The sequence below is a fragment of the Vibrio cyclitrophicus genome, assembly GCF_024347435.1.
In the GTDB taxonomy this organism is placed as follows: Bacteria; Pseudomonadota; Gammaproteobacteria; order Enterobacterales; family Vibrionaceae; genus Vibrio; species Vibrio cyclitrophicus.
Genome location: NZ_AP025480.1, coordinates 1,976,714 through 2,000,678 on the forward strand (window position 1 = coordinate 1,976,714; position 23,965 = coordinate 2,000,678).

The 23,965-nt window shown below is 44.5% G+C and carries 18 protein-coding genes; 8 read left to right on the forward strand and 10 right to left on the reverse strand.

Annotated features, from left to right (window positions below; translation table 11 throughout):
* Nucleotides 1-14 precede the first annotated feature (14 nt).
* The 3 genes from OCW38_RS08630 to OCW38_RS08640 form a co-directional block, all read right to left on the reverse strand.
* Nucleotides 15-509 (reverse strand): porin family protein, encoded by a 495-nt coding sequence (locus OCW38_RS08630; RefSeq protein ID WP_261893720.1) that lies wholly within the window; start codon nt 507-509, stop codon nt 15-17.
* A 143-nt stretch (nt 510-652) separates the two neighbouring features.
* On the reverse strand, nt 653-4,696 hold the full coding sequence (gene hrpA, locus OCW38_RS08635) for an ATP-dependent RNA helicase HrpA (protein ID WP_029189154.1): 4,044 nt from the start codon (nt 4,694-4,696) through the stop codon (nt 653-655).
* A 221-nt stretch (nt 4,697-4,917) separates the two neighbouring features.
* Nucleotides 4,918-6,234 carry a MipA/OmpV family protein gene (locus tag OCW38_RS08640; RefSeq protein ID WP_261893721.1) on the reverse strand — a complete coding sequence of 439 codons (1,317 nt, stop codon included), beginning with the start codon at nt 6,232-6,234 and terminating at the stop codon, nt 4,918-4,920.
* A gap of 135 nt (nt 6,235-6,369) precedes the next feature.
* Here OCW38_RS08640 and OCW38_RS08645 point away from each other — a divergent pair, with 135 nt between their 5' ends.
* From OCW38_RS08645 to OCW38_RS08655, 3 genes are all read left to right on the forward strand, one after another.
* Entirely contained in the window at nt 6,370-6,888 is a 519-nt protein-coding gene (locus OCW38_RS08645) for a VC1380 family protein (RefSeq protein ID WP_016786235.1), read from the forward strand.
* A 22-nt stretch (nt 6,889-6,910) separates the two neighbouring features.
* Nucleotides 6,911-8,899 (forward strand): alkaline phosphatase D family protein, encoded by a 1,989-nt coding sequence (locus tag OCW38_RS08650; protein WP_016767262.1) that lies wholly within the window; start codon nt 6,911-6,913, stop codon nt 8,897-8,899.
* A 112-nt stretch (nt 8,900-9,011) separates the two neighbouring features.
* Complete coding sequence (locus OCW38_RS08655) at nt 9,012-9,461, forward strand: tellurite resistance TerB family protein (protein ID WP_010441358.1); 450 nt, start codon at nt 9,012-9,014, stop codon at nt 9,459-9,461.
* A 31-nt stretch (nt 9,462-9,492) separates the two neighbouring features.
* On the opposite strand, the gene OCW38_RS08660 is transcribed toward OCW38_RS08655, so the two are convergent.
* Both OCW38_RS08660 and OCW38_RS08665 read right to left on the reverse strand, forming a co-directional pair.
* Nucleotides 9,493-9,930 carry a hypothetical protein gene (locus OCW38_RS08660; RefSeq protein WP_102277539.1) on the reverse strand — a complete coding sequence of 146 codons (438 nt, stop codon included), beginning with the start codon at nt 9,928-9,930 and terminating at the stop codon, nt 9,493-9,495.
* A gap of 5 nt (nt 9,931-9,935) precedes the next feature.
* Nucleotides 9,936-10,643: a winged helix-turn-helix domain-containing protein gene (locus OCW38_RS08665; protein WP_261893722.1), complete on the reverse strand. Its 708-nt coding sequence runs from the start codon at nt 10,641-10,643 to the stop codon at nt 9,936-9,938.
* An 835-nt stretch (nt 10,644-11,478) separates the two neighbouring features.
* Between OCW38_RS08665 and OCW38_RS08670 the strand changes: the two genes are divergently transcribed.
* Both OCW38_RS08670 and OCW38_RS08675 read left to right on the forward strand, forming a co-directional pair.
* Nucleotides 11,479-12,000 carry a hypothetical protein gene (locus OCW38_RS08670; RefSeq protein ID WP_261893723.1) on the forward strand — a complete coding sequence of 174 codons (522 nt, stop codon included), beginning with the start codon at nt 11,479-11,481 and terminating at the stop codon, nt 11,998-12,000.
* A gap of 11 nt (nt 12,001-12,011) precedes the next feature.
* Nucleotides 12,012-13,697 carry an LruC domain-containing protein gene (locus OCW38_RS08675; protein WP_102277541.1) on the forward strand — a complete coding sequence of 562 codons (1,686 nt, stop codon included), beginning with the start codon at nt 12,012-12,014 and terminating at the stop codon, nt 13,695-13,697.
* A gap of 119 nt (nt 13,698-13,816) precedes the next feature.
* On the opposite strand, the gene OCW38_RS08680 is transcribed toward OCW38_RS08675, so the two are convergent.
* Together OCW38_RS08680 and OCW38_RS08685 are read right to left on the reverse strand one after the other, a co-directional pair.
* Nucleotides 13,817-14,347: a 3'-5' exonuclease gene (locus tag OCW38_RS08680; RefSeq protein ID WP_016767256.1), complete on the reverse strand. Its 531-nt coding sequence runs from the start codon at nt 14,345-14,347 to the stop codon at nt 13,817-13,819.
* A gap of 87 nt (nt 14,348-14,434) precedes the next feature.
* Nucleotides 14,435-15,973: a sensor domain-containing diguanylate cyclase gene (locus OCW38_RS08685; protein ID WP_016793766.1), complete on the reverse strand. Its 1,539-nt coding sequence runs from the start codon at nt 15,971-15,973 to the stop codon at nt 14,435-14,437.
* Between the two features lie 350 nt (nt 15,974-16,323).
* Here OCW38_RS08685 and OCW38_RS08690 point away from each other — a divergent pair, with 350 nt between their 5' ends.
* The 3 genes from OCW38_RS08690 (at nt 16,324) to OCW38_RS08700 (ending at nt 22,042) form a co-directional block, all read left to right on the forward strand.
* Complete coding sequence (locus tag OCW38_RS08690) at nt 16,324-16,956, forward strand: DUF2760 domain-containing protein (RefSeq protein ID WP_010441373.1); 633 nt, start codon at nt 16,324-16,326, stop codon at nt 16,954-16,956.
* Nucleotides 16,956-18,920 (forward strand): Hsp70 family protein, encoded by a 1,965-nt coding sequence (locus OCW38_RS08695; RefSeq protein WP_010441375.1) that lies wholly within the window; start codon nt 16,956-16,958, stop codon nt 18,918-18,920. The genes OCW38_RS08690 and OCW38_RS08695 overlap by 1 nt, the downstream gene beginning before the upstream one ends.
* A 269-nt stretch (nt 18,921-19,189) precedes the next feature.
* Complete coding sequence (locus OCW38_RS08700; RefSeq protein WP_016792372.1) at nt 19,190-22,042, forward strand: Hsp70 family protein; 2,853 nt, start codon at nt 19,190-19,192, stop codon at nt 22,040-22,042.
* 207 nt (nt 22,043-22,249) lie between these two features.
* On the opposite strand, the gene OCW38_RS08705 is transcribed toward OCW38_RS08700, so the two are convergent.
* From OCW38_RS08705 to rimJ, 3 genes are all read right to left on the reverse strand, one after another.
* Nucleotides 22,250-22,465, reverse strand: a complete 216-nt coding sequence (locus OCW38_RS08705) for a hypothetical protein (protein WP_010441378.1) — start codon at nt 22,463-22,465, stop codon at nt 22,250-22,252.
* Nucleotides 22,466-22,720: 255 nt separating this feature from the next.
* A complete protein-coding gene (locus OCW38_RS08710) occupies nt 22,721-23,194 on the reverse strand; it encodes a DUF2947 domain-containing protein (RefSeq protein WP_010441382.1) in 474 nt (157 codons plus the stop codon).
* A 167-nt stretch (nt 23,195-23,361) separates the two neighbouring features.
* On the reverse strand, nt 23,362-23,949 hold the full coding sequence (gene rimJ, locus OCW38_RS08715; protein ID WP_010441383.1) for a ribosomal protein S5-alanine N-acetyltransferase: 588 nt from the start codon (nt 23,947-23,949) through the stop codon (nt 23,362-23,364).
* Between the last annotated feature and the right edge of the window lie 16 nt (nt 23,950-23,965).

Here is a 23,965-nt window from a genome sequence, read left to right on the forward strand (position 1 = left end):
CTGACTGCAAGTAATTACAGTAGGTGGATAGTTGCGTTTAGCGTGAATACGCCAGAGTCGTCATCTTTCATTTTGAAGTTTTGGTAGCTAGCGCCTACAGATAGTGGACCAAAGATGAAGTATTCAGCGCCTACACCGTACATGATATCAACATCGTCTTGCTTGAAGCCATCAGCTTTAAGCTCGTAAGAGTGAAGACCACCCTTCGCGTATACGTGAAGAGGACCAAAATCGATGCTTGGTTTAATCGCTAGGTAAGTAGTGCTTGCGTCTAAATTCTTAAGATCGCGGTTGCCGTAATTAACGCTGCCGAAAGAACCAAGATCCCAATAACCCGCTTCAACGCCGATTAATGGAAGAATACCAGTACCTACGTGGATACCCATCGCTGTCTCTTCTTTATTGCCTAATGAGTTTTGACCACCCATTACACCACCGTACAACCAAGAATCAGCCATTGCTGTTGAAGATGCACCTAGTAGTGCTAATGCCAATAACGTTTTTTTCATATTCGACCTTTTTCGTCCTAGTGGCAGGCCTTGAGTGGTAATAAATTGCCACCAAGTCGCCCTGTATGTAATAACTATTCAATTAGTAATGCAATAAGCAAGATTTATACCCAAACCTTGCTATTGCGTCTAGCTTTATTCCTTTAGCAAGCATCAATCGCGTTTTTAACACGCTTATCTGATACTGGGTAAGGCGTACCGAGCTGCTGTGCGAAGAAGCTTACACGAAGCTCTTCAATCATCCAACGCACCTCTTTTACGTTTTCTGGAACCGCGATCCCTTTTGGAATTTTATTCAGCAATTCTTTGTAATCATTCATTACCGACTCAACTTTGATCATATGTAGGCGATCTTTGTTAGGGTCAATCGGCAGTTTTTCCATTCTACGCTCAATAGCTTTCATATAGCGTAGAATATCCGGCAAGCGTTTCCACCCGCATTCTGTGGCAAACCCCTTAAAAATCAAACCTTCTACCTGAGCTTTGATGTCTGAAAGTGCAAATGCCATCGAAAGATCTACGCGGCCCTTCAGCTTCTTACTGATACTGAACGCCGTAGTTAGAATGGTTTCTACCTGTTGAGCAATCTCAACAACCGTATCGCCTAACTCTGCACGTACGTGTTCTTTCAGTGCTTCAAACTGCTCTGGTTCCCAAACCAAACCGCCCTTCTCTTCAATTAGCTTATCAATACCACAAGCGATACAGTCATCGATAAGATCGAGTACTTGTCCGTATGGGTTGAAGTATAAGCCTAACTTAGATTTGTTCGGCAAGTTAGAGTGCAGGTATTTGATCGGCGATGGCACGTTCAACAGGATTAAACGACGCTGACCCGATTTCATTGCCGAGATCTGCTCTTGTTCGGTTTCGAACAGTTTGATCTCTACGCTGTCTTTAGAATCCACCAGTGCTGGGAAGGCTTTAACATCGTAGCCGCCGCGTTTCTGCTGATAAACTTTTGGTAACTCACCAAAGCTCCAGGTATGCAGGTTCTGTTGTTCAATATCGTCGTCAGCAACCTTAGAAAGCGTTTCTTGAACCTTATCTTTCAGACTTTCTTTTAGCTCATGCAGGTCTTTCTGTTCTTTCAGCTTACGCTTGCGATGATCTACAGCGCGGAATGTTACCTTTAAGTGCTCAGGGATCTGGTCTAACTTCCAGTCGTCACGTACCACTTCGACACCTGTCATGCGGCGTAGCTCTTTCTCAAGAGAATCCAACAACGGTGCTTCTAATGGGGTTACACGTGCCAAGAAAGCATCGGCATAGTTTGGCGCAGGCACAAAGTTACGGCGTAGCGTTTTTGGTAGTGACTTAATTAGGCTAATCACCAGTTCCTGACGCAGGCCTGGGATCTGCCAATCAAAACCGTTTTGGTCAATTTGGTTCAAGATAGGCAGCGGAATGTGTACCGTTACACCATCGTTGTCGTCACCTGGTTCAAATTGGTAGCTCAGTTTCAACTTAATACCGTTTTGGTGCCAGAAGTTCGGATAATCCAAATCAGTAACGTGGCTAGCATCGCCTCGGAACAGCATCGACTTTTCAAAGTTAAGCAGCTCAGGTGTTTTCTGACTGGTCTTCTTCCACCACGTATCAAAATGACGGCCTGACACTGCCTCTTCGCCAACACGTTGATCATAGAAGTCGAACAGTTCATCATCATCGATCAAGATGTCGCGACGACGCGATTTATGCTCAAGCTCTTCCACTTCTTGCAGAAGCTTGCGGTTCTGTTTGAAGAACGTATGTTTGGTTTCCCACTCACCTTCAACCAATGCACTGCGTACAAACAATTCACGGCTGACAGTGGCATCAATCGCACCGTAGTTAACTAAGCGTTTTGGAATGATTGGGATTCCGTAAAGCATCACTTTTTCGTGTGCCATTACTGCCGCTTGTTTCTTCGACCAATGTGGTTCGCTGTAACTACGTTTAATCAGGTGTTTCGCTAGCGGTTCAATCCATTCCGGTTGAATCTTCGCGATAACACGACCCCATAGTTTTGAGGTTTCCACCAGCTCAGCAGACATGATCCACTTAGGCTGCTTCTTGAATAAGCCAGACGCAGGGAAGATATGGAAGCGTGCGTTACGAGCACCTTGATATTCATTCTTCTCTTGGTCTTTCATACCGATGTGCGAAAGCAGACCTGACAGCAGAGACATATGAATACCATCGTAGCTACCCGGCTCAGTATTCAGCTTGGTATCCAATTCACGCATTGCTTGGTGAATTTGGAAGTACACATCTTGCCATTCACGAATACGTAAATAGTTCAGGTAATCTTGCTTACACTGTTTGCGGAACTGATTACTCGACAGCGCTTTTTGCTGCTGCTTGATGTAATCCCACAGGTTCACAAACGTGATGAAGTCCGACTCTTTATCGAAGAAGCGCTTGTGTTTATCGTCAGACGATTGCTGCTTATCTGACGGGCGCTCACGCGGATCTTGAATCGACAACGCAGACGCAATCACCATGACTTCGTGCAAGCATCGGTTGCGTGGCGCTTCAATTACCATACGAGCCAAACGCGGATCAATCGGCAACTTAGCCAATTTACGACCAATAGCGGTTAGCTTCTTCTTGTCGTCGCCTTGATTCTTATTTTTGTTCGCAGCGGGTTCGGTTGTCGCTATCGCACCTAGCTCTTCAAGTAGCCTTACACCATCTTGAATGTTGCGCTTATCTGGCGCTTCAACAAATGGGAACGCTTGAATGTCGCCTAGGCCAAGAGCTGTCATCTGAAGGATAACGGAGGCTAAGTTAGTGCGGAGAATCTCTGGGTCGGTAAACTCTGGGCGTGATTCGAAATCTTCCTCAGAGTAAAGACGAATACAGATACCTTCAGCAACACGTCCACAACGACCTTTACGCTGGTTTGCGCTTGCTTGAGACACTGGCTCAATCGGTAGGCGCTGTACTTTAGTACGGTAGCTGTAACGGCTAATACGCGCCGTACCCGGGTCGATGACATACTTAATACCAGGAACGGTTAACGAAGTTTCTGCCACGTTGGTTGCCAGAACGATACGTCGGCCAGTATGAGACTGAAAGATACGGTTCTGCTCGCCCGCCGATAGACGTGCGTAAAGTGGAACTATTTCAGTATCACGCAGGTTACGTTTACTTAATGCATCTGCGGTATCTCGAATCTCTCGCTCACCGTTCATGAAGATCAAGATATCGCCTTGCCCTTCATCACACAGTTCATCAACAGCTTCAAAGATGCCTTCAATTTGGTCGCGATCGGAATCACTTTCATCACCACCTAACGGGCGGTAACGCGTATCTACAGGATAAGTACGACCTGATACCTCGATGATAGGCGCATTATTGAAGTGTTTAGAGAAACGCTCTGGATCGATGGTTGCCGATGTGATGATCACTTTCAGATCTGGACGCTTTGGCAGCAACTCTTTCAGGTAACCCATGATGAAATCTATGTTAAGGCTACGTTCGTGCGCTTCATCGATGATGATGGTGTCGTACTGATTTAAGAAACGGTCGTGTTGGATTTCCGCCAGTAGAATACCGTCGGTCATCAATTTGATTTGTGTGTTCTCAGAAATTTGGTCGTTAAAACGAACCTTATAACCAACAAACTCACCCAGTTGCGTTTCCATCTCTTCGGCAATACGGTTCGCAACCGAACGGGCCGCAAGACGACGAGGCTGAGTGTGACCAATTAAACCAAAGCGGCCACGACCAAGCTCAGAACAGATTTTTGGTAACTGCGTGGTTTTACCTGAACCTGTTTCACCCGCCACGATAACCACTTGGTTTTCAGCGATGGCTTTCGCGATGTCTTCGCGCTTCTGGCTGACGGGTAGAATTTCTGGGTATTCAATCGTTGGCTTTTGCGCAGCACGCTGGGTTGCCGTCATCATCGACTTGGCAATGTCCAATGCAATCTCATCAAAGACAGCATTTTTAGATTGTTCATTTTTGATTCTGCTTGCACCAGCAATTCGCTTACTCAAACGGAAGCGATCGCGCATCATACATTCGTTGAGCGCTTTACGAAGAGAAGCTGGGCTATTCTGAGAAGTTTTAGCAGGTTTTACTGATTGTTTGGCAGACGAGTTCGATGCAGGTTGAGTCGATGTCGACTTTTTGTTTGTCGCTTGAGATTGCACTGCATTCTTGTTGTTGTCTGCTTTTTCCGGAGACGAAGTCAAAGCGTGTCCTATTCTTGTACTTATTAAACTCGCGCGATTGTACCACAACTCTTCAACAAAAAAGCCTGACATCAAAGGGAAAACCTTTTGCTATCAGGCTGATTGTTCAAGCCAACACTAACGAAGGCTATGAAAGCTAACTCGGATACACATCATATTTATCCAAACGATGGTTAAAACTGACAACATAAACCATCGTTAAAACACGGCTGAAACCGCGCTTAAAATTCGTATTGGAAGTAAACCGTGTTGTAGTTACTACCGCCTTTGATACGTCCAAACTGAGAGGCGTTTTCAAAGATCGCAGAACGATGATGCAACGAATAACCGAACCATAAATTGTTTAAGTCGTTCTTGCCGATCAAATCACCCACATTGACACCAAATGAGAAGTCTAGGTAATTCAACAAGTGGCTTGCGGTGTAACCTTTACGATCCATCTCAGAGCCTTCGATGTAGGTGATCGAGTCGATGTACGACATACCTTCAGCCACACCAAATCTCCACTGTGTCGGCCAATCAAAGGTGTAATACGCTTTGATCGCAATAATGTACTCGGTGCTACTCGATTGAACATCTGAATTCCAGTGATGCGCGATACCCGGTGTTAGGTAGATATCCAGCGGGAGACCAAAGATTTCGTCTGTTAGCGGGTGGCCGTAGAAAAACGAGGTCAGTTGGTTATTGTATTCGTCTTTCTCAGTATTGAACTTCATAATCTCGCCAATATTCGATGGCGTTGCCCAACCGTGCGCGACACGTAAATACGGCGCGTTACTCAATTTCGGTTTCGGCGCTTTCTCTTTGTCATTGAAGAAGCCAAAACCAAGATAAAGTTCACCTTGATAACGATCTTCAACTACTGATGAATCATAAGCGTTGTCGTCTAATCGAGTGACACTAGTTGAACCAAGTAGGTATAAGTTGGAAACCACGTGGTAACGTGCTTCAACACCCACATTAAGATCGATACCTGCGCCAATCGACTCGCCTTCGGCTGAATAGTAAGCACTATTGAAATCGGCACTTTTATAACGAAGTGTCGCACTCGGAGTAAACTCCCAATCGCCCGTTTCATACTTTGCTTTGGCGCGTAGATTTCCGTGAAAATTGTATTCACTGTCGCTCATTAGCTCGGTTTCAAGCTTCCACTGCTCATCCCACTGATAACTGACTTGCGCACCAAAATCGGCAGTATCACCCTCAATGGCATTTTGTTCTGAAGCAGGGATATCAATAAAACGCATACGCGATATCGCATTAAGAGACCATTTTTCGTCGTCAGTCTGGTAGAGGTAAGCCCCCATTTCAGTACCGTCGATAAATACATAGTCATTCTTAAAAAATAGCATCGGAACAAAAGAACCGACGGTTTGATCCCCACCTGATGTATCGTAGGGAATACTCGCACTGCGGAACATTGCAGCAATGCCCCATTCTTGCTCTTCGGCTGCCCAGGCTACGCTATTACCTAGAAAAGCGTTACTCAATAAAACCGCTCCATACGAAATGAGCTTCGGTGAAAATTTGTGCTTCATTCTTGTGTAATTACTCTTTGTAATAATTTTTGTGTTACTGAATAGACATTTATTGGCCATGCCAGCCAACTAGTTTTAGGTTTGATCGACTTTGACCGTTACAATGAAGAATATTCTCGGTTAAATGAAAGTATTGTGAAAGTCTCAGAATTACAAAACATTATAGACCACTTACCCCAAGATTCCGATCCAGATATTGTCATGGGCGAAGAGTGGTTGCCTGAGCGTTTGGTTAACACCAGACTCGATAGCGACATGCTGTTTCTTGAGTTTGATAATGCCCCTGAAGAAAACCAAGGGGACGATGAAGGCCGTGGTTTCGTCGAACACGAAATCGCTATGATTCGAGAAAAACTCGAACAAGTACTGGACGATCCGTCCGATACCAAAACAAAAGCCGATGCCCTATTGGCAATATTTCTAATGGGCCATGAACTTTCTAGTTCAGAAGTTATCGAAATACTTGAAATGACAGAGCTTGAGGCAACGGAGTCTGAAATGCCAGATCAGGCAACGACAGAAGCTGAAACAACGGAACTCGAAGCAAATCAATCTGAAGCGATAGAGCAGGACATCTCTGCTCTCGAAATTAACGAGCCTGATACACCAGAGTTCGAAACCTCTGATCTTGAAACGAGACAACTCAAAGACTAACGCTACCGATTTAGGAACCGCATTGAAACGTTCGACGACATCATCTCTTCCCTTCTTACTTGCAGGCCCAATTTTAAGAAAAACCACCGCCAACGAGGTGGTACTGTGGATGGTGACGAGTTCACAACCTACAGGCTCAACTGAACTATTCAACGCAGAGCAAGATTCGCCTTTTTATTCGTCGCCACTTGATGAACAAGGGTCAATTCAAGTGGGGACACATGCTTGGGTAACCCTGATTCAATTAAAGGGTGAGTTCCCTACCAATACGCCCCTTGAATATGACATTCACACCGAACTAGGGTCACTGGCCACATGGGCTCCTCACCTTGTTTATAGCGACAAGTCTCGCGTTGAATTTAAGATCTCAACGACTGCTGATTATATCCTGCATGGCTCTTGTCGTAATCCTCATCACCCGAGCAAAGACAGCCTAGTTGCTGCAGATAACAAGGTCGGAAAGCAAACGGTACTTGAACGGCCAGATATGCTAATGATGAGCGGCGACCAGATCTACGCCGATCATGTAGCAGGTCCAACGCTTGATGCTATTCAACAAGTGATTCAACTGCTTGGTCTTGTGGGCGAGAGCTTGCCGACGGATTCACAGGTAAGCACAATCGACAGTAGTGAAGCCTTGTTTAAGAGTGAATATCAGCTGTATCGACGTCATCATTTACTGCCACACCACAACACCTCTGCTTCGTTGCTTGATAAGCTATTTCCTAAGCGCGGAATCCCTATTTTCAGCTCGACCGATTGTGAGAATCACTTGGTCACCTTGTCAGAATTCATCGCGATGTATTTGCTGGTTTGGTCTCCGACATTGTGGCAATGCATCAACCGAGAGCAATTGATCGAAAATGATTTCACAGAAGCTGGACGTCAATTATCACCGGCAGAGCAACAACAATGGCGTGACGAGAGCATTATCATTGATGACTTCATAGCAGGTCTACCGAAAGTGCAGCGTCTGTTCGCTCATATTCCAACGTACATGATCTTCGACGATCACGATGTCACCGATGATTGGAACCTGACTGTGGGTTGGGAACATGCTGTCGATCAAAATCAGTTTGCTACTCAAGTGATTGGTAACGGCCTTGCCGCCTACTGGATGTGTCAGGGTTGGGGTAACAAACCGGAGAGCTTTAACAAAGAGTTCATCAAGCAAGCAAAACAGCTCTTTGGTTTTCAATGGCATGCTGAAAATCAAGCGCAGAATGAAACTGGCGGCAACAATACTGAACACTCTGTTGGCAACATAGAACCAAACAAACACCAGGCCTTCATTGAGATGCTCGGTCGCTTTGAAGAGTGGCATTACACGATAGATACGTCTCCAAAAGTCATTGTGTTGGATACTCGAACGCGTCGCTGGCGATCAGAATCTCGCATGAATAAACCTTCTGGTTTGATGGACTGGGAAGCCTTAATTGAGTTTCAGCACCAGCTGCTCCATCAAGATAAGGTGGTGATTGTTTCTGCTGCGCCGATGTTTGGCGTGAAGTTTATTGAAACACTGCAAAAAATGGCGACCACAATCGGTAAACCATTGGTGATTGATGCGGAAAACTGGATGGCACATCCGGGCAGTGCTAACACACTCATCAGTATCTTTACCCACACCAAAACACCAACCAACTTCGTCGTGCTTTCTGGTGATGTTCACTACTCTTTTGCTTACGACATTAAACTTAGATACCGCCGTAACAGCCCGAATATCTATCAGATTACTTGCAGTGGTATTAAAAACCAGTTCCCTACTTCATTGCTTAAATTCTGTGATGTATGGGACCGATTGCTGTATAGCCCACGCTCAATTCTGAACTATTTCACCAAGCGAAAACGCTTAAAGATTGAAAAACGTAGCCCTGATAATCAGACTTTCTATCGACTTTCAAACCGAAGTGCGATTGGTGAATTAAAGTTAGATAGCGAAGGCAAACCGCAAGCAATAACGACACTAAGTGGTGATGGGAAAGTCACACGATTCCCTGAGCCTGATTAACAAGTGTTCTTTATTGCTCGCTCATCCGTAATGTCAGTTTTGAGTAAAGACGCTTGCGATCACACTCTGTAGGCCCAATAGTAATAATATTCATCATAACTGGAATGATCTTATGTTTAACTCACTTACCTCGTTATTTAAACAATTAGTTGAAGGCTCTGATTTAGGTAAAACGCCAACCGCCTCTCCTAACTTAGCTATCGCCAGCTTGTTATGTGAAGTCGCCGGTGCAGACCACGCGATTAACGAATCCGAACAAGAAGCTAAACTTCACTTGCTTCAACGCCTGCTGAACATAACTGAAGACGAATCCAAAGCCTTATTGGCGCAAGCTGAACCTCAAGTTGAACAATCTGTCTCTCTTTACGACTTTACTTCTCAACTGCGAGAGCTGTCTCAACCAGTCCGCATAGATCTAATAAAGGCAATGTGGGAAGTGGCACATGCTGATGGAGAGATTGATCCACTTGAAGATTCAGTGATCCGCAAAACCGCAGAACTGCTTTACGTTGACCACAGTGACTTTATTAAGACCAAGCTGAACGTCTTGGGTAAAAGCTAACCAAAGGCTTTCTACTCGTTGATACTCTCAACTAGAGTAAGCGATCACCATACATTATGCCTTTCAGCTCTAACGGCGTGCCTTTTTTTGTCACATAAAGGCCACGCTGATTTGACACCAACACACTGCGCTTGCCTTGCGTTTGTTGGATGTATAAGTGTTTGATATTGAAAGTCTGTTTATCTTGGGCTTGGTCTTGGTCCAATTGATAAAGGTAGTAGTGATTCCCCCAGCGAAAGAACACTCCAAACATTTGCTTAGTTTGAGCAACATTTCCATCGATGTCGTAACCAATGTACTGCATTTTTACCCGACCACTTTCCAATCGAAGTGAGATTTTTTCCCAGCCTACCATTGGATACTCTGCGGAAAATTTATAGGCACTTTTAGTTGCGAGCCCAGAGATTAAGCCTACATTTATAATCACAAAAAGCGTGAGCAAGATAGGCATCCAAAACTTACGATTCATATCGGTTAGCCTCGCTTATCGCCATCACAAGAGAGAGATTTAAACTGATGACTCATCTCTCTCCAGCGCCCATTTATCAGCGCAACGGCTTGAATATTCTGGCACCCAACTCCGATACGATGTAGGTAAAGTAAATCAACACCGAGTTTTGAGACAGTGTTCAACTCAGTTAACAGCGATTGATCAAAGTTCAAATTATCGTGATAAACATCCATGCCACGATAACGACTCTTATCCATAAAAAACGCAAACTGATAAAACAACATGACGAGACACAAGCTGACTACGATTCCAGCGATACGAGATTGATGACGAGTGATAAAGTGCTTCACTATAGACTGATGAGATTGTGGGTACTGTTGCTTTGATTTTCCACCTTGTCTGTTCATGCCAGAAGGCGTGAGCTTTGCTACAAATGTTAAGTCATCTGTGGTGGCGGCATTCTCTGAAAATGTCGATTCAACAATTGCCGATTCAACATGTATGTCAGTCGTAGGCGTTGGCATCGATAAATAACTACCAACCTGTCTCGGGCCATTGAATCTATACCCTTCCTTTTGAACCGTTAAAATTTTGCAATCATACTCAAGCGAATTTAATGCTGTACGAATGTTCTTGACCGCAACATTCAGTGAACTGCCCGCCACCACCCGTCCCGGCCAGCCGTGTTCAAGTAAAAAGTTACGACCAACGGCTTTTGGGCTGTTCTTCACTAAATGTTCAAGGATCAAGCTTTCTGAGGGAGATAAGGTGGCCTGATTACCTGATTCAGAATCAATGAGTGTGTTATTAATCAGCTCGATACCCGAAGCGTCTAAGGTGATTTTTCAGGGCTATTGGCGTTCATTTCAGCGAGGAGTTCATAAATAAAAAGGTCATCAAAAAGGTGTTTGCTTGGTTATTCTAATGCCAAGCTATACATAGAAAAGAGTGGCGCGAAGTTTAACCAATAATTCAGTCAAATATAAGTTCGACGAGTAACAAGATGAAATAACGACAAGGTGAGTCAGTCACGTAAACTCACTCACCTTTAAACATAGCCAAGGTTTAACTCTAAACTTGCCATGGAATAGACAGGCCTGATCATCGCTTTTTGGTTTGGCTTCTCTTGTGCTATTTGTTTTGGGTGAACTAACGCTACCATCTAGCTCTGCCCAATCAAGGTCGAAACCTGCGATTTAATATTAATTAAAGCGCTTCTGACATTTATTAAGAATTAACATTCTTTTCATTCTGTTTGTGTTGATGTAAAAACCGATACCCACCACCTATTGAACAAGAGAAATACCAGTCAAATGTCTCTTATTACAGATTCAACTTTCCTCACTCAGCATTCGTGAAAACTGAATCCAATTCCCTATCAAATCTCATTATCAGGCCGTCATTTATTCGTTATCGTCAGATTGATTCTCTAATTGAGATGCTGATATACAATTAATTTTAAACCACATCAAAAAATCAAATTTTTCCTTTTTTATCAACAATATAAAAACTGGCACAGTCATTGCTCTTTAAGTTTTACACGGCCTCAATTAATTACGGAAGATTATGATGATGAAATTAAAAACACTCCTCTTAACATCGGTCACATCAATGTCTCTCATCGCCTGCGGCGGTGGTGGTGGCGGGTCAGGCAGTTCTGGTGGCGGAGGTGGTGCAAGCGGCTCAACTGACAGCGCTGCGAGTCCTGCCGCAACAGCTGCCAATACGACTTTTGTTGATATTGCTGTACCAGACAGTTTTGAGTGGCGTGGAACGGCTTCGCGAACAATGAGCGTCATTGTCGTCAGTAGTTTTTCATACAGGGACGGTGAGCCGGCTCCAATTCGCGGTTCCCACATCATCAAACTATACAGCGTGACCTCAGACCAAACAGATTCTCAAGCCTTCTACTCTGGTATGTCGAACCGCGATGGTGAATTAGTGAGTGACTTTAGCATTCCAACCAACTGGGAAGGATTGGAAATCGTTGCTCAGGTGCGTGGTCAAGAGTGTAGAAGTACTGTTGACCTAGATAACGTCACTACTGATTTGCTAGTTTCTTGCGACATTGTTCTGGATTCTGACTAAGGATAGCTGCCATGAAAAATATTAAAAAATCTCTAATGGTGATGGGTTCAGTCGCTATGTGTTCTTTCTCGCAACAGACGTTTGCAGCTGCAACAGAAAACACAACAACCACTAACGGTGATGGCTCAATAACAGTGACTCAAAAGATCGATGCAAGTAGTACCTCACCACATTACATCGCGCCTTCTGGTTATGGTTTCGACATCTACAGCCGAGCAAACGAAGACTACTCTTGGCAACATAATTTAACGGTCCCTGATGGCGCACAGATTACCGCAGCGACACTCACTATTTACGCTTATGATGTTGATTCAGAAGCACACCACGGAGAAAACGGAGAATACGACAGTATCGCTGTTGACGGTTCTTTACTTACTCCCGGGTTCTTACAAGGTACCAACAATAACTGGTCGACAACCGTTTTTGACCTCCCTATCGCTTCACTTGACGACAGTCTTGTGAATGTAGACCTAGATATTGATGTGAATAACGACGGTTGGCTAACCACGCTGGATTACAGCCTTATCAGTGTTACTTATGTCACCATTGCTAATACCCCTCCTTCTACACCAACTCTAAGTCGCAGCACTGGACTCGGTGATAATGACGACTTGGTTGTGACAGTAACCGGTCCAACACCGGAAGACCCAGACGGTGATTCTGTAACTTATAGCTACCGTTGGTTTGTCGATGTAGGTCAAGGGTTCTATGTGGATGATGAGTTTGTCGGAAAAAATGACAACAGTAATGCCACGTTGCCGGCCAGTGAAACTGAAGTTGGAGAACTTTGGAAGGTTCAGGTCATCGCTATTGACCAGAATGGGCTGATCAGTGAAATCGCTGAGATTGCATGGCCTTCAATTGGGGATAGTGACGGTGATGGTGTATCAGATGCAAACGACTACGCACCAAACGATCCGACAATCGCTTTCTATAGCCGAACACCAACCAGTGGATGGTACACATTAGCCTACGAAGATTTATGGCCAAATGAGGGTGACTACGATCTGAATGACTTTGTTAGCCACTACGCATTAGGTGTTTATACAAACGCGAATAACCAAATAACTCGTTTTGATTACTACGGCCAAGCTATTGCTCGTGGAGCGGCTGAAGACAATGGTTTCGCTATTTCGTTAGCAGGGCTTGAAGACACGGATGTCACTTCACTGACCAAAACATACAACGGCTCTACCGTAGCGTTAACTCCAGAGGCCGGTCACTCAGGCGAGTTGGTATTTGTTGTGATTGATAGTGTCGCAGCGATGCTGCCAAGTACAAGCACTTATAGCTTTTACAACACAGAGTCGGGTGATGCACGAAGCTTAATCGATTACAGTGTCTCGCTGGTGATTGATGGTTCAATTCCTGTGCTAAGCAATACGGATTTTAACCCGTTCATTTACAAAGCCAACGCGAGAGGTAGAGAGATTCACTTGATGAACTATCCAAATACAGATGTAGCAGATACCGCAATATTCGGTGCTGGTGATGATGATACAGTAACAAGTGAAGGTGAATACTATCAAAACACGACTGGCCACCCATGGGCTCTAGATATCCCAGGCCAATGGTCTCACCCATACGAACGTATTGATACTTGTGAAGCATATGAACATCTAACCACGTGGGCAGAGTCTGGCGGTACACTTCAAACGGACTGGTTCACATCACCGACAGGGTCGAAGGTATGGTAAGTAACTCGAGCTTGGTCATTAAAAAATGAGTTAATCTTTAGAAATACCGATAAAAATTAAACCAAAAAGCCATCTACAAGTAGATGGCTTTTCTATGTTCGGGTGTTCACTGCTGCTATCTAGAGCATCGTTAACGCCAACTTCGCGAGGTTATACGCATCGACATACCCAGAGTGCTGACGGCCTTCCCACTCAATATTTTTCGCTTCTTGAGCCGCGCGGTGACCAATGCGTTTTTCTTTCAATCGATTCTGAATTCGATAAAGTGTTGCGATATTTATAAACTCGCTAAACGGAGGTTCTATGCCTTTCTCTTTACACTCTTTATGTAAGATCAGATCATCTCGTCCCCACGCTGCATAGATTTTCTTTGGGCCACCGAAGTTCTTAATCATCGACTTGATAACAGACTCTAATGGGCGCCCCTGTTTTTCGATTTTACGAGGTGTAATGCCCGTTAACTCGGCGCAGAACAGAGAGACTTCGTCTTTCTCTGGCTTAACGTAGTATTGCGCTCGCTTCACGATAGTGCCAGATGCTAGATCAATCTCAGCAAGACCCACTTCAATGATCTCCCCTGTTGTTCCTACACCATTTTCGCTCCAACAGCACATTTCCAAATCGAAACACACCACTCGATTGTGATTCATACGTCGCCTAATTCTCTCGTCAAAAATTTCGTGAAATTGTACATGAGCACAGTCAGGAACTCGACCCTTGTTACATCAAGTGCTCATTTAGCCTGCAATTGTGACTCGATTTCGACCGTTTAGTTTACTTTGATACAAGATGCTGTCGGTTCGCTGCTGAATTTCTTCGGTATTTTCATTGCTACGAATAGAAGCGCCAATACTAAGCGTACAACTCAATTGGCGACCTTTGTGCTCACAATGAGAGCGGCTAACAGTATTTAGTATACATTCTAAATAACGCTCCAACGCTTCGTGATCTGAGATACTCGAAATGATGCAAAATTCATCACCTCCTAAACGGAACAGGTCATCACCATCTTTCAAATTAACAGAGATCAGTTTGACGACGTGAATCAGCAATGCATCACCCGCTGGATGACCAAATTGATCGTTGATGTTTTTGAACTTATCGATATCAAAACCAATAAGGCTAAATGGTTTATCGCTGTCGATCGCTTTGTCTAATTTCTTATTAAACGCTCGTCGGTTGTAGACCTCGGTTAAGCTGTCATGATTGGCTAAAAAGCGCAGCTCTTCCGTCCTCTCATATAGCATTTGGTACAAACGTTGTTTCTCACGAATTTGTAGATTAACTATGTAGGCCAGCAGTAAAGAGATAGTGGTCCCAACTAAAGCAATGCCGGCGAGTACCAAGTAGCCGGAAAATGAGATGCATGAACCTATCTTGTAATCAATTTTCCAATCACGGTTGGTTAGGCTAATGGTTTTGGTAATAAGGTGCCCAGTTACGCCTTCAAAACCTTCAGTTTCAAACAAAATGGGAGAATCTTCTGCTTCAAAACCGGTATCGGTCACTCGCACATATACATTCATATCACCCGCAGTGGATGCCAGTAAGTTCTCAAAATAATAAGTCGTACGAACCACACCAATCACAACACCGAGCAAATTGTCACTTTCACCCTCAAATACAGGGTGATACACCAACATGCCACTTTTCGGTGTTTTTGGGTCTAAACCATCTTGTATTAAACGAACTTTGTCTGAAATATTCGCTTGGCGTGTCTGTTTAATATTGTCTAAAACACGCTTAAATCGTTCACGAGAAGAGTAGAAACCAAGAACTCTGTTATTAGGTTCGGTATTTGGGTAGATATCAGTCGCAACAAAGGCTGGCTCACCATCTAAGATGTAACCAAAAGCTTTTGATTCATGTTTTGGAATAGTGAATAACTTATATGATGGGTACTTTTCTTCCATCTGAGCAGTGTGTTCTTCAATCTCATCGGCTGTCACTTTTTGCATCCATTGCAAACCAATTAGACTTTTTGAAACATTAATCGTTTGTTGTGCAAAACGATCAAACTTATCCCAGTTTTCAGGATCATTTGCGTAGAAAAAATTAGCACCAGAACCAATGTAAGCAACATCGTTATCGATAAACGCTTTTAGGCTTAGAGTTTGGTGTTTAGCAAAGCTCTCCAAATTCATGTTCAAGGCACGATTTTGATTGAGAGCCACCAACACAACGCATAACACCGTAATCAGAAAGGTGACCAAAAAAGCAACTACTGGCAAGGTTCTTCTCTTCAACCCTGTCAACGGGTCGATTGTATGCGGCATACATATCTCATGTCGGATTATATAAAGTCATAAGTATATAACGTTAAGGAACCCTGCTCCATTCATGTTTAGTCCTAAATCTGACACAAAATGGGCAATGTTTACCTTCCCCTTACATCAAAGGCTATTATTCAAACAAATCTCGACTAATTTTCACGCTAACACACTAAAAACCCACTTGAATAAAAACATTAAATACAGCCCTTAAGCCTTGAATATGCTAGTATCCATCCATATTTATAGCTTGAAAGATACCGTTTTGCCTGAGTGCGACAGAGTTTTCTTTCCAACCCGTATGTTCAACTTAACCAATGAATATACCGTTAAATCAATTTAAAGAGAAAATCACTATGATCGTTGATTTGAACCTAATTCCACAAACGTTTGATATGCTTCACGCAGGCCTCACTGCATCAAGCGTTTTACTGCTGCTTATTGCCGTTTCTCGTAAATCCAAAGTGGTTGAGAAAGTCGTAGAAAAACCAGTAGAAAAGATCGTTGAAGTTGAAAAACCAGTAGAAAAAATTGTCGAAGTAGAGAAAGTTGTTGAAGTTGAAAAAGTGATTGAAAGAGTCGTTGAAGTTGAATCAAAACTAGCAACAGCACCGACCGATTCAGCAATGCAGCTATTGTCTATCATGCAGCAAGAAGCACGTTTAATTGACTTCCTAAAAGAAGATCTCACTTCGTTCTCTGACGAAGAAGTTGGCGCAGCTGCACGTGTAATCCACACTGGCGGTCAAAAAGTACTTGCTGATTACGTAACCCTCTCTCACATCCGTACGGAAGATGAAGAAACGCGTATCACGGTAGTAGAAGGCTTCAACCCACAAGAAATTCGCCTAACAGGCAACGTAACAGGCAACGCACCATTCAATGGCACATTGGTTCACAAAGGTTGGAAAGCCACTGACATGAACCTGCCTAAGCTTGCTGAAAATTACGATGCATCTGTCATTGCACCGGCAGAGGTGGAGCTATAATGGAACACCAAAACCATTCTTCATCGCAAGAGCATTCACAAGAGCCATCTTCTCAAGAGCAACATCAGGCGCCTAAGTTCAGTGTTGGTATCGATTTAGGTACTACACACTGCGTTTTGTCGTTCATCGACACAACAAATGAAGACGCTCGCGTAGAGGTAATGCAAATACCTCAACTGACGGCTCCTGGTACAGTAGAAACTCGCAGCCAACTAGGCTCATTCCTATACCAACCGCACGAACATGAAATGAATGCGGGCTCTCGCGTTCTACCTTGGTCTTCTGAGCCTAAAGCACTGGTTGGTGCTATTGCTCGTAACCTAGGTTCTAAAACCCCTATCCGTTTGGTCGCAAGCGCAAAATCTTGGCTATGCCACGGTGGTGTGAACCGTCGTGATGCGTTCCTTCCTGCAGGCAGCCCTGAAGAAGTTGAAAAAGTATCTCCGCTTAAGACCACTGAATTGTACCTTGAGCACCTTAAAGACGCTTGGAACCACGCTAACCCAGAACACAAACTGGCAGACCAAGATGTAACGATCACGGTTCCTGCTTCGTTTGATCCTGCGGCTCGTGACCTAACAGCAGAAGCTGCACGTAATGTGGGTTTCACTCACCTAACGCTTCTTGAAGAGCCACAAGCGGCTCTTTACAGCTGGATTGATAACAGCAACGACACATGGCGTGATGAAGTGAACGTTGGTGACATCGTTCTTGTTGTCGATATCGGTGGTGGTACAACCGACCTTTCGCTAGTTGAAGTAACACAAGATGACGGCAACCTAAGCCTGAACCGTATCGCAGTAGGTGAACATATCCTACTTGGCGGCGACAACATGGACCTAGCACTGGCTTACCGTCTGAAAATGAAACTGGCTCAAGAAGGCAAAGAGTTGGCTCCTTGGCAGGTTCAAGCAATGACTCACGCATGTCGTGATGCAAAAGAAGCACTGCTTAACGATGCTGAACTGCAATCTGTGCCTATCGTTGTACCTAGCCGTGGCTCTAAACTACTTGGCGCAACACTAAAAACAGAATTGACTCAGCAAGAAGTACAACAAACATTGGTTGATGGCTTCTTCCCGAAAGTAGCCGTGAATGAGCACCCAGTTCAAAAGACGCGTGGCGCACTGACTCAAATGGGTCTGCCTTACGCTCAAGATGCGGGTATCACTCGTCATATAGCTGCATTTCTTTCTAAGCAAGCCAATGCGCTTTCTGGAAATAGCGAAACGGCTCAGCAAGATTTCAACCCGTTTGCAAACATGCCCGGTATGCCAGGTGCTGAAGCGCCAGCGGCAGATTTCATCAAACCAACAGCGGTACTGTTCAATGGTGGTGTTCTAAAATCTAACCTACTTGCTGATCGTCTTTCAGATACGATCAACGAATGGTTGATCAATGCTGATGCAGAATTTGCTAAACAGCTTTCAGGTTTGGATCTAGACCTAGCGGTTGCAAGTGGCGCTTCTTACTACGGAGCAGTGCGTCGCGGCCAAGGCGTTCGTATCCGTGGTGGTATCGCTTCTTCTTACTACGTAGGAATTGAAAGCGCGATGCCAGCTATCCCAGGTATGGCTCCGCCAATGGAAGCACTGTGTGTTGCGCCATTTGGTATGGAAGAAGGTTCAAGCGTTCAAGTGCCTAGCCAAGAGTTTGGTTTGGTGATTGGCCAGCCAGTTCACTTCCAATTCTTCGGTTCAACCACTCGTCGTGAAGACGTAGCGGGTACGCACCTTGATCATTGGGCACCAGAAGACCTTGATGAACTTCCAGAGATTCAAGTGACACTGCCAGTATCTGAAGGTCGTCGTGAGGGTGAAGTGGTTCCGGTAACCCTAGCCTCTCGTGTTACTGAACTCGGCACGCTTTACCTAGAAGCAATTGCTGCTGATAACGGTCAGAAATGGCACGTTGAGTTTGATGTTCGTGAAGACGCGAATAACGACTCAAACGACCAAGCATAACGAATCAACGGCACCTTAACGGGTGCCGTTACTTTATCAATGCGATTCCCTACCGCAAGTACGAACAAACTAGGGAATCTGTTTTAACCCCTGTGTTTTTTAACCGCTCTGTTTTAACTTATAGGTTCTAATTTTTCGGTCTTAAACACAGTGTGATGATATTCCCGACTCAGTCGTACCTTCTTCTCGGGAATGACGTTTACGAATAGCAACAATAAGACCAAAACTATCAATAAACTGGTCATCACTTTGGCAGAATAAGGTTTTGTATGGCATCTCCTCGTTTTTTAGTCGGCATTGACTTAGGCACAACCAATACCGTTGTTGCTTACTGTGAAATCAACGACGACCTACAACACGCTCCCGTTTCTCTTTTCGATATTGACCAACTCATCGGCCCTGGTGAAGTGGTTCGAAAACCCCTACTTCCATCATTTCGTTACCACCCAGCACAAGGTCAGATCTCCCCTTCCGACCTCACCATGCCTTGGGCACCGAACTTAGTTGAAGGCGATATTAAAAACGTTATCGTCGGTGAATGGGCACGTGAATTGGGTGCTAAAGTCGAAGGCCGTCAAGTATCCAGTGCTAAAAGCTGGCTGTCACACCAAGCCGTCGATCGTAGTTCAGATATCCTTCCTTGGGCTGGCGCAGCTGATGTCGATAAAGTATCGCCGGTTGTCGCGAGTGCGAGCTACCTGAATCACATCCGCCAAGCGTGGAACTACCGTAATCCAAGCAACAAACTTGAAGACCAAGATGTTGTTGTAACGGTTCCTGCATCATTCGATGAGACAGCACGTAAGCTGACACTTGAAGCCGCAGAACTTGCTGGCTTAGGTAAGATTTTATTACTCGAAGAGCCTCAAGCTGTTTGTTATGACTGGTATGCTCGCCACCAACAAACGGCTGCGGAAGAGCTTCAACAGATCCCGTTGATCTTAGTGTGTGATGTCGGCGGTGGTACTACCGACTTAAGCTTAATTGAAGCCAAATTCGATGCGAACAGCGATTCGGACAAGCAAGGGAATGGCGAGCTAGCACTTGATCGTATCGGCGTTGGCGAACACTTGATGCTCGGTGGTGATAATCTAGATTTAGCGCTTGCTCACCTAGCCGAGCAACGCTTCAATCAAAACAAAAAGCTGAATGCTTCTAGCCTAACCAAACTAATTCAACAAACTCGCGCCGCAAAAGAGAGCCTACTTTCTGCCAATGCCCCAGAAGACGTGAAGATCACCATGCTAGGCAGTGGTTCAAAACTGCTTGGCGGTACTAAGAGTATTGGCCTAACCAAACAAGAAGTTCATCAAATCGCATTGGAAGGTTTCTTCCCGCTTTCTGAGTTTACTGAAACACCCGACAAACGCCGCAGTGCTGTGGTTGAGTTTGGTCTGCCTTACGTGGCTGACCCTGCGGTGAGTAAGCACGTTGCAGAATTCCTAACGACACACCAACAAGTGTCTAAAGCCGCATTGGAAAACTCAGGCTCTGTTGAGTTCGATGACACCAAACCTGCAATTCCTGTAGGTGTACTACTCAATGGTGGTGTGTTCAACAGTGAACTTGTGACTGAGCGTATTACTCAGCTACTAGGCAATTGGAACGGTTCTCCAATCACAGTGCTTGATAACCCTCACCCTGATTGGTCTGTTGCCCTTGGCGCGGTCGCCTTTGGTAAAGCCCGCCGTGGTGCACAACTGAAAATCGGTGGCGGTGCTGCGCGTTCTTACTTCTTGCATCTACAAGAGAAGAACAAGATGGGTAAAGCACTTTGTTTGCTTGCCAAAGGTACTGAGGAAGGCCAAGAGATACGCTTAAACAGTCGTCGTTTTTCGTTGACGTTAGGTGAGCCAGTACGATTTAATCTACTGACTTCAACACACGACCAAATAGCTCACGACACTGCTATTCAAAATGGTGTGATGGTCAATGTGGATGCCGACTTGTTCTCGCCTCTCCCACCGTATATTTCTACGTTGGAAGGCTCAGGTACTGCAGAACTTCAAGCCAACCAAAAAGAGCGTGTTGAAGTACTGCTCGCTTGTCAGTTAACCGAAGTCGGCACACTAAAAATGGAGTGTGTGAGTACAGAAGATGACTCTAAGCGTTGGTTGCTCGAGTTTGAAGTAAGAAACAAGCAAGGCGATGAATCCGATAACTCTAAACTTCATCCAAGACTGGACGAATGTAAGGAGCTAATTTCTCGCCTATACAGCGGTAACAAGAAGAGTGCTGAATCTAAAGAGATCAAAACACTTGCTAAAGATCTTGAAAAGCGACTCGGTAAGCGCGAAGAGTGGGACTTTACTACTCTCCGTCACCTGTTTGATTCGTTCTCTTTAGGTCGTAAACGCCGTCGTCGCTCTGAAGCGCATGAGAAAAACTGGCTTCGTCTGGCGGGTTACTCTATGCGACCTGGCTTTGGTGACCCAACTGACTCATGGCGTATTGAACAAATTTGGGGACTTTACCAACAAAACATCCAATTCCAGAACCATCAAGGTTGGACAGATTGGTGGGTATTCTGGCGTCGTGTTGCCGGAGGCCTGAATCAAGAACAGCAAGAAACTATCTTGGCTGATATCGCGAAGTACCTTCACCCAGGCGCAATGAAGAACCCTAAAACAGCTAAAGATGCGCAAGACAATGGTTATGAAGCCATGGTTCGTTTAGCGGCATCACTTGAGCAACTGGAAGTGGAAGACAAAGTGCTGCTGGCAAGCTGGTTCTTGAGCAAAGCGATTAACCATAACCAATTTGAACAAGCTCACTGGTGGGCGCTAGGTCGATTAGCATCAAGAACGCCTTTGTATGGCAGCCAACATAGTGTGATTCCAAGAGAACAAGCTGAACAGTGGCTACCGAAACTGCTTGAGCAGAACTGGCACAAAGAACAAATGATAGCCTTCGCTGCTGTGATGATTTGTCGTAAAACCGGTGACCGTCAGTTTGATATCTCTGATGACTATCGCAATCAAGTGATTGAGAAGCTTAAACAAAGCAAGGTCCCTGATTCATGGTTAACACTGGTGAATGAAGTGACAGAACTTTCTGAAAGTGAGTCTAAGCGCGTATTTGGCGATGCATTACCAAGCGGATTAAGCCTGATCAATAGCTAGTTTTAAAAGCTGTTAGTTTTATAGCGATTAGCTTTAGCCACAAGTTAGAAAAGAAAAAGCCACTTTCGATTCGTTGAAAGTGGCTTTTTTATAGGTGGCTAAAGGCCTGTTTGCAAGTGTCTGGTTGGCTAGTGTTTCGCTGGCCAATATCTAATTGATTAGAGGCTCGCTGTTTAAAGGCCTTAGCCGTGTTGCAGTTCATCATTGTTAATGTTTCGTTCCTGTTGGGTTAATCGGAAAATCCGTGTTTTCATAAATATCTGATAGTTTTTTCGGTTTCTTATCCTTGGTTCCTTTAGTTGATTGGTTATGAGTTTCGCTTAAAAGCCATTGCTCATGCATTTTTGCCGAATCCAAAAATTCTGGATCCTCCATTGCTTCCTTGCGAAGTTTATTTACACGTTCGAGAGTATCCCAAATCATAATACTTCACCTCCACTAAGGCAGTAATATAAATATAGCCAAACCTCTTAAAACTTCAAGTGAGCCAATGGGATAGCGGTCTCAATTTCGTAAATCACCCGATCGACACAAACAGAAATACACATCAAAAGCAGGGCTCAAATAGTCGTAAACCCTCAACGATCATTAAAGATCATCGCGCACAAAAAAAGCGAGCTAAGTGCTCGCTTTTTATCTATAGCCCATACAACGTGGCTTAATTAAGCCACGTTGAGTTTAAGCGCGGTTACCGATTTTCACCGTGCCGTTTGTTGCAAACCAAAGCGCTTCCGAACGACGACGACCTAGCAAAATTGGTCCATCATCGTAGAACAAAAAGTTCTTCCAATGTTTCTTAAATACTGACCATTTAGTTTCAAGGACGTTGTATTTTTCGTAACAAAAATAAACAGTTACGTCATCTTGCCAATCAATGAAGTTTAAGATTTCTTCAGGCATTTCTGGTTCGTCGGCTTCCCAATTCGCCATCCAGCTGATCTCTTCGTTCCAGTTCGACGATTTGCTTGGCCAGTCTTGTGAACTCAGTCTTTCTGCATCTGGGCTTTGAGGGCTTACGTTCTCTTTCCAGAACTGAGACGCTCTTGCCTGAGTCATTGGCTTGATCTTTTCCAAGTCTTCCGCTGGCAGCGGCATTGACTGATGAGTGAAAATCCATTTTCTTTGGTATTCGTCCAAAGTTGTATATGACATCAAAATTCCTCAAATATCTTCTAAGGCAAGTGGATAACCATGCCTATATGTACTTTTTGATGCAGCGGCGACTTCATGGTCGCTTAAATGATTGCTGCCTCTAAAATTCTTTTATGTATGCGACGCTATTAGCGTTAAAAATCACTAGGTCTAAGTATTATTGGCGTTTAAAGAACGCGCTTATCTTCCCAGTTTGGGTTAACTAATGCCGTTAGTATATGATCTTCCCATTTACCGTTAATCTGTAGGTAATCTTTGGCAAAACCTTCGCGAACAAAACCAAGATGCTCCAATACACTCGCACTGCGTTCATTGTGAGGCATATAGCCCGCCATTAAGCGGTGCATGTTCTGCACATCAAACATGTAGTCTTTTGCCATGCTCAAGCCTCTCCGCATGTAACCGTGGCCTTGTGCACTTTCAGCCAATGAGTAGCCCACATTACAAGCGTAGAACGGGAACCGTGACAAGTTGCTGAAAGATATTGTCCCTAGCATCTCGTTTGAGTCTGCATTGATCAATAAACAGTAGTAGCCAAGCCCCATTTTATGAAGCTCATTTAACTTGATCAGTCGCTGAGCCCAACCTTCTCTTTCGAAGAACGCATCTTCGCGAATCGGTTCCCATGGCTTGAGGTGCTTTCTATTAATCTGAAAGTACTCACTGATCATACTCGCGTCGTCAACTTGCGCTGTACGTAGAATAAGGTTTCCATCGTGCTTATAAACGCGGGCTGGTGTACTTAAATCTTCCATTCGTTTTTCTTAATCC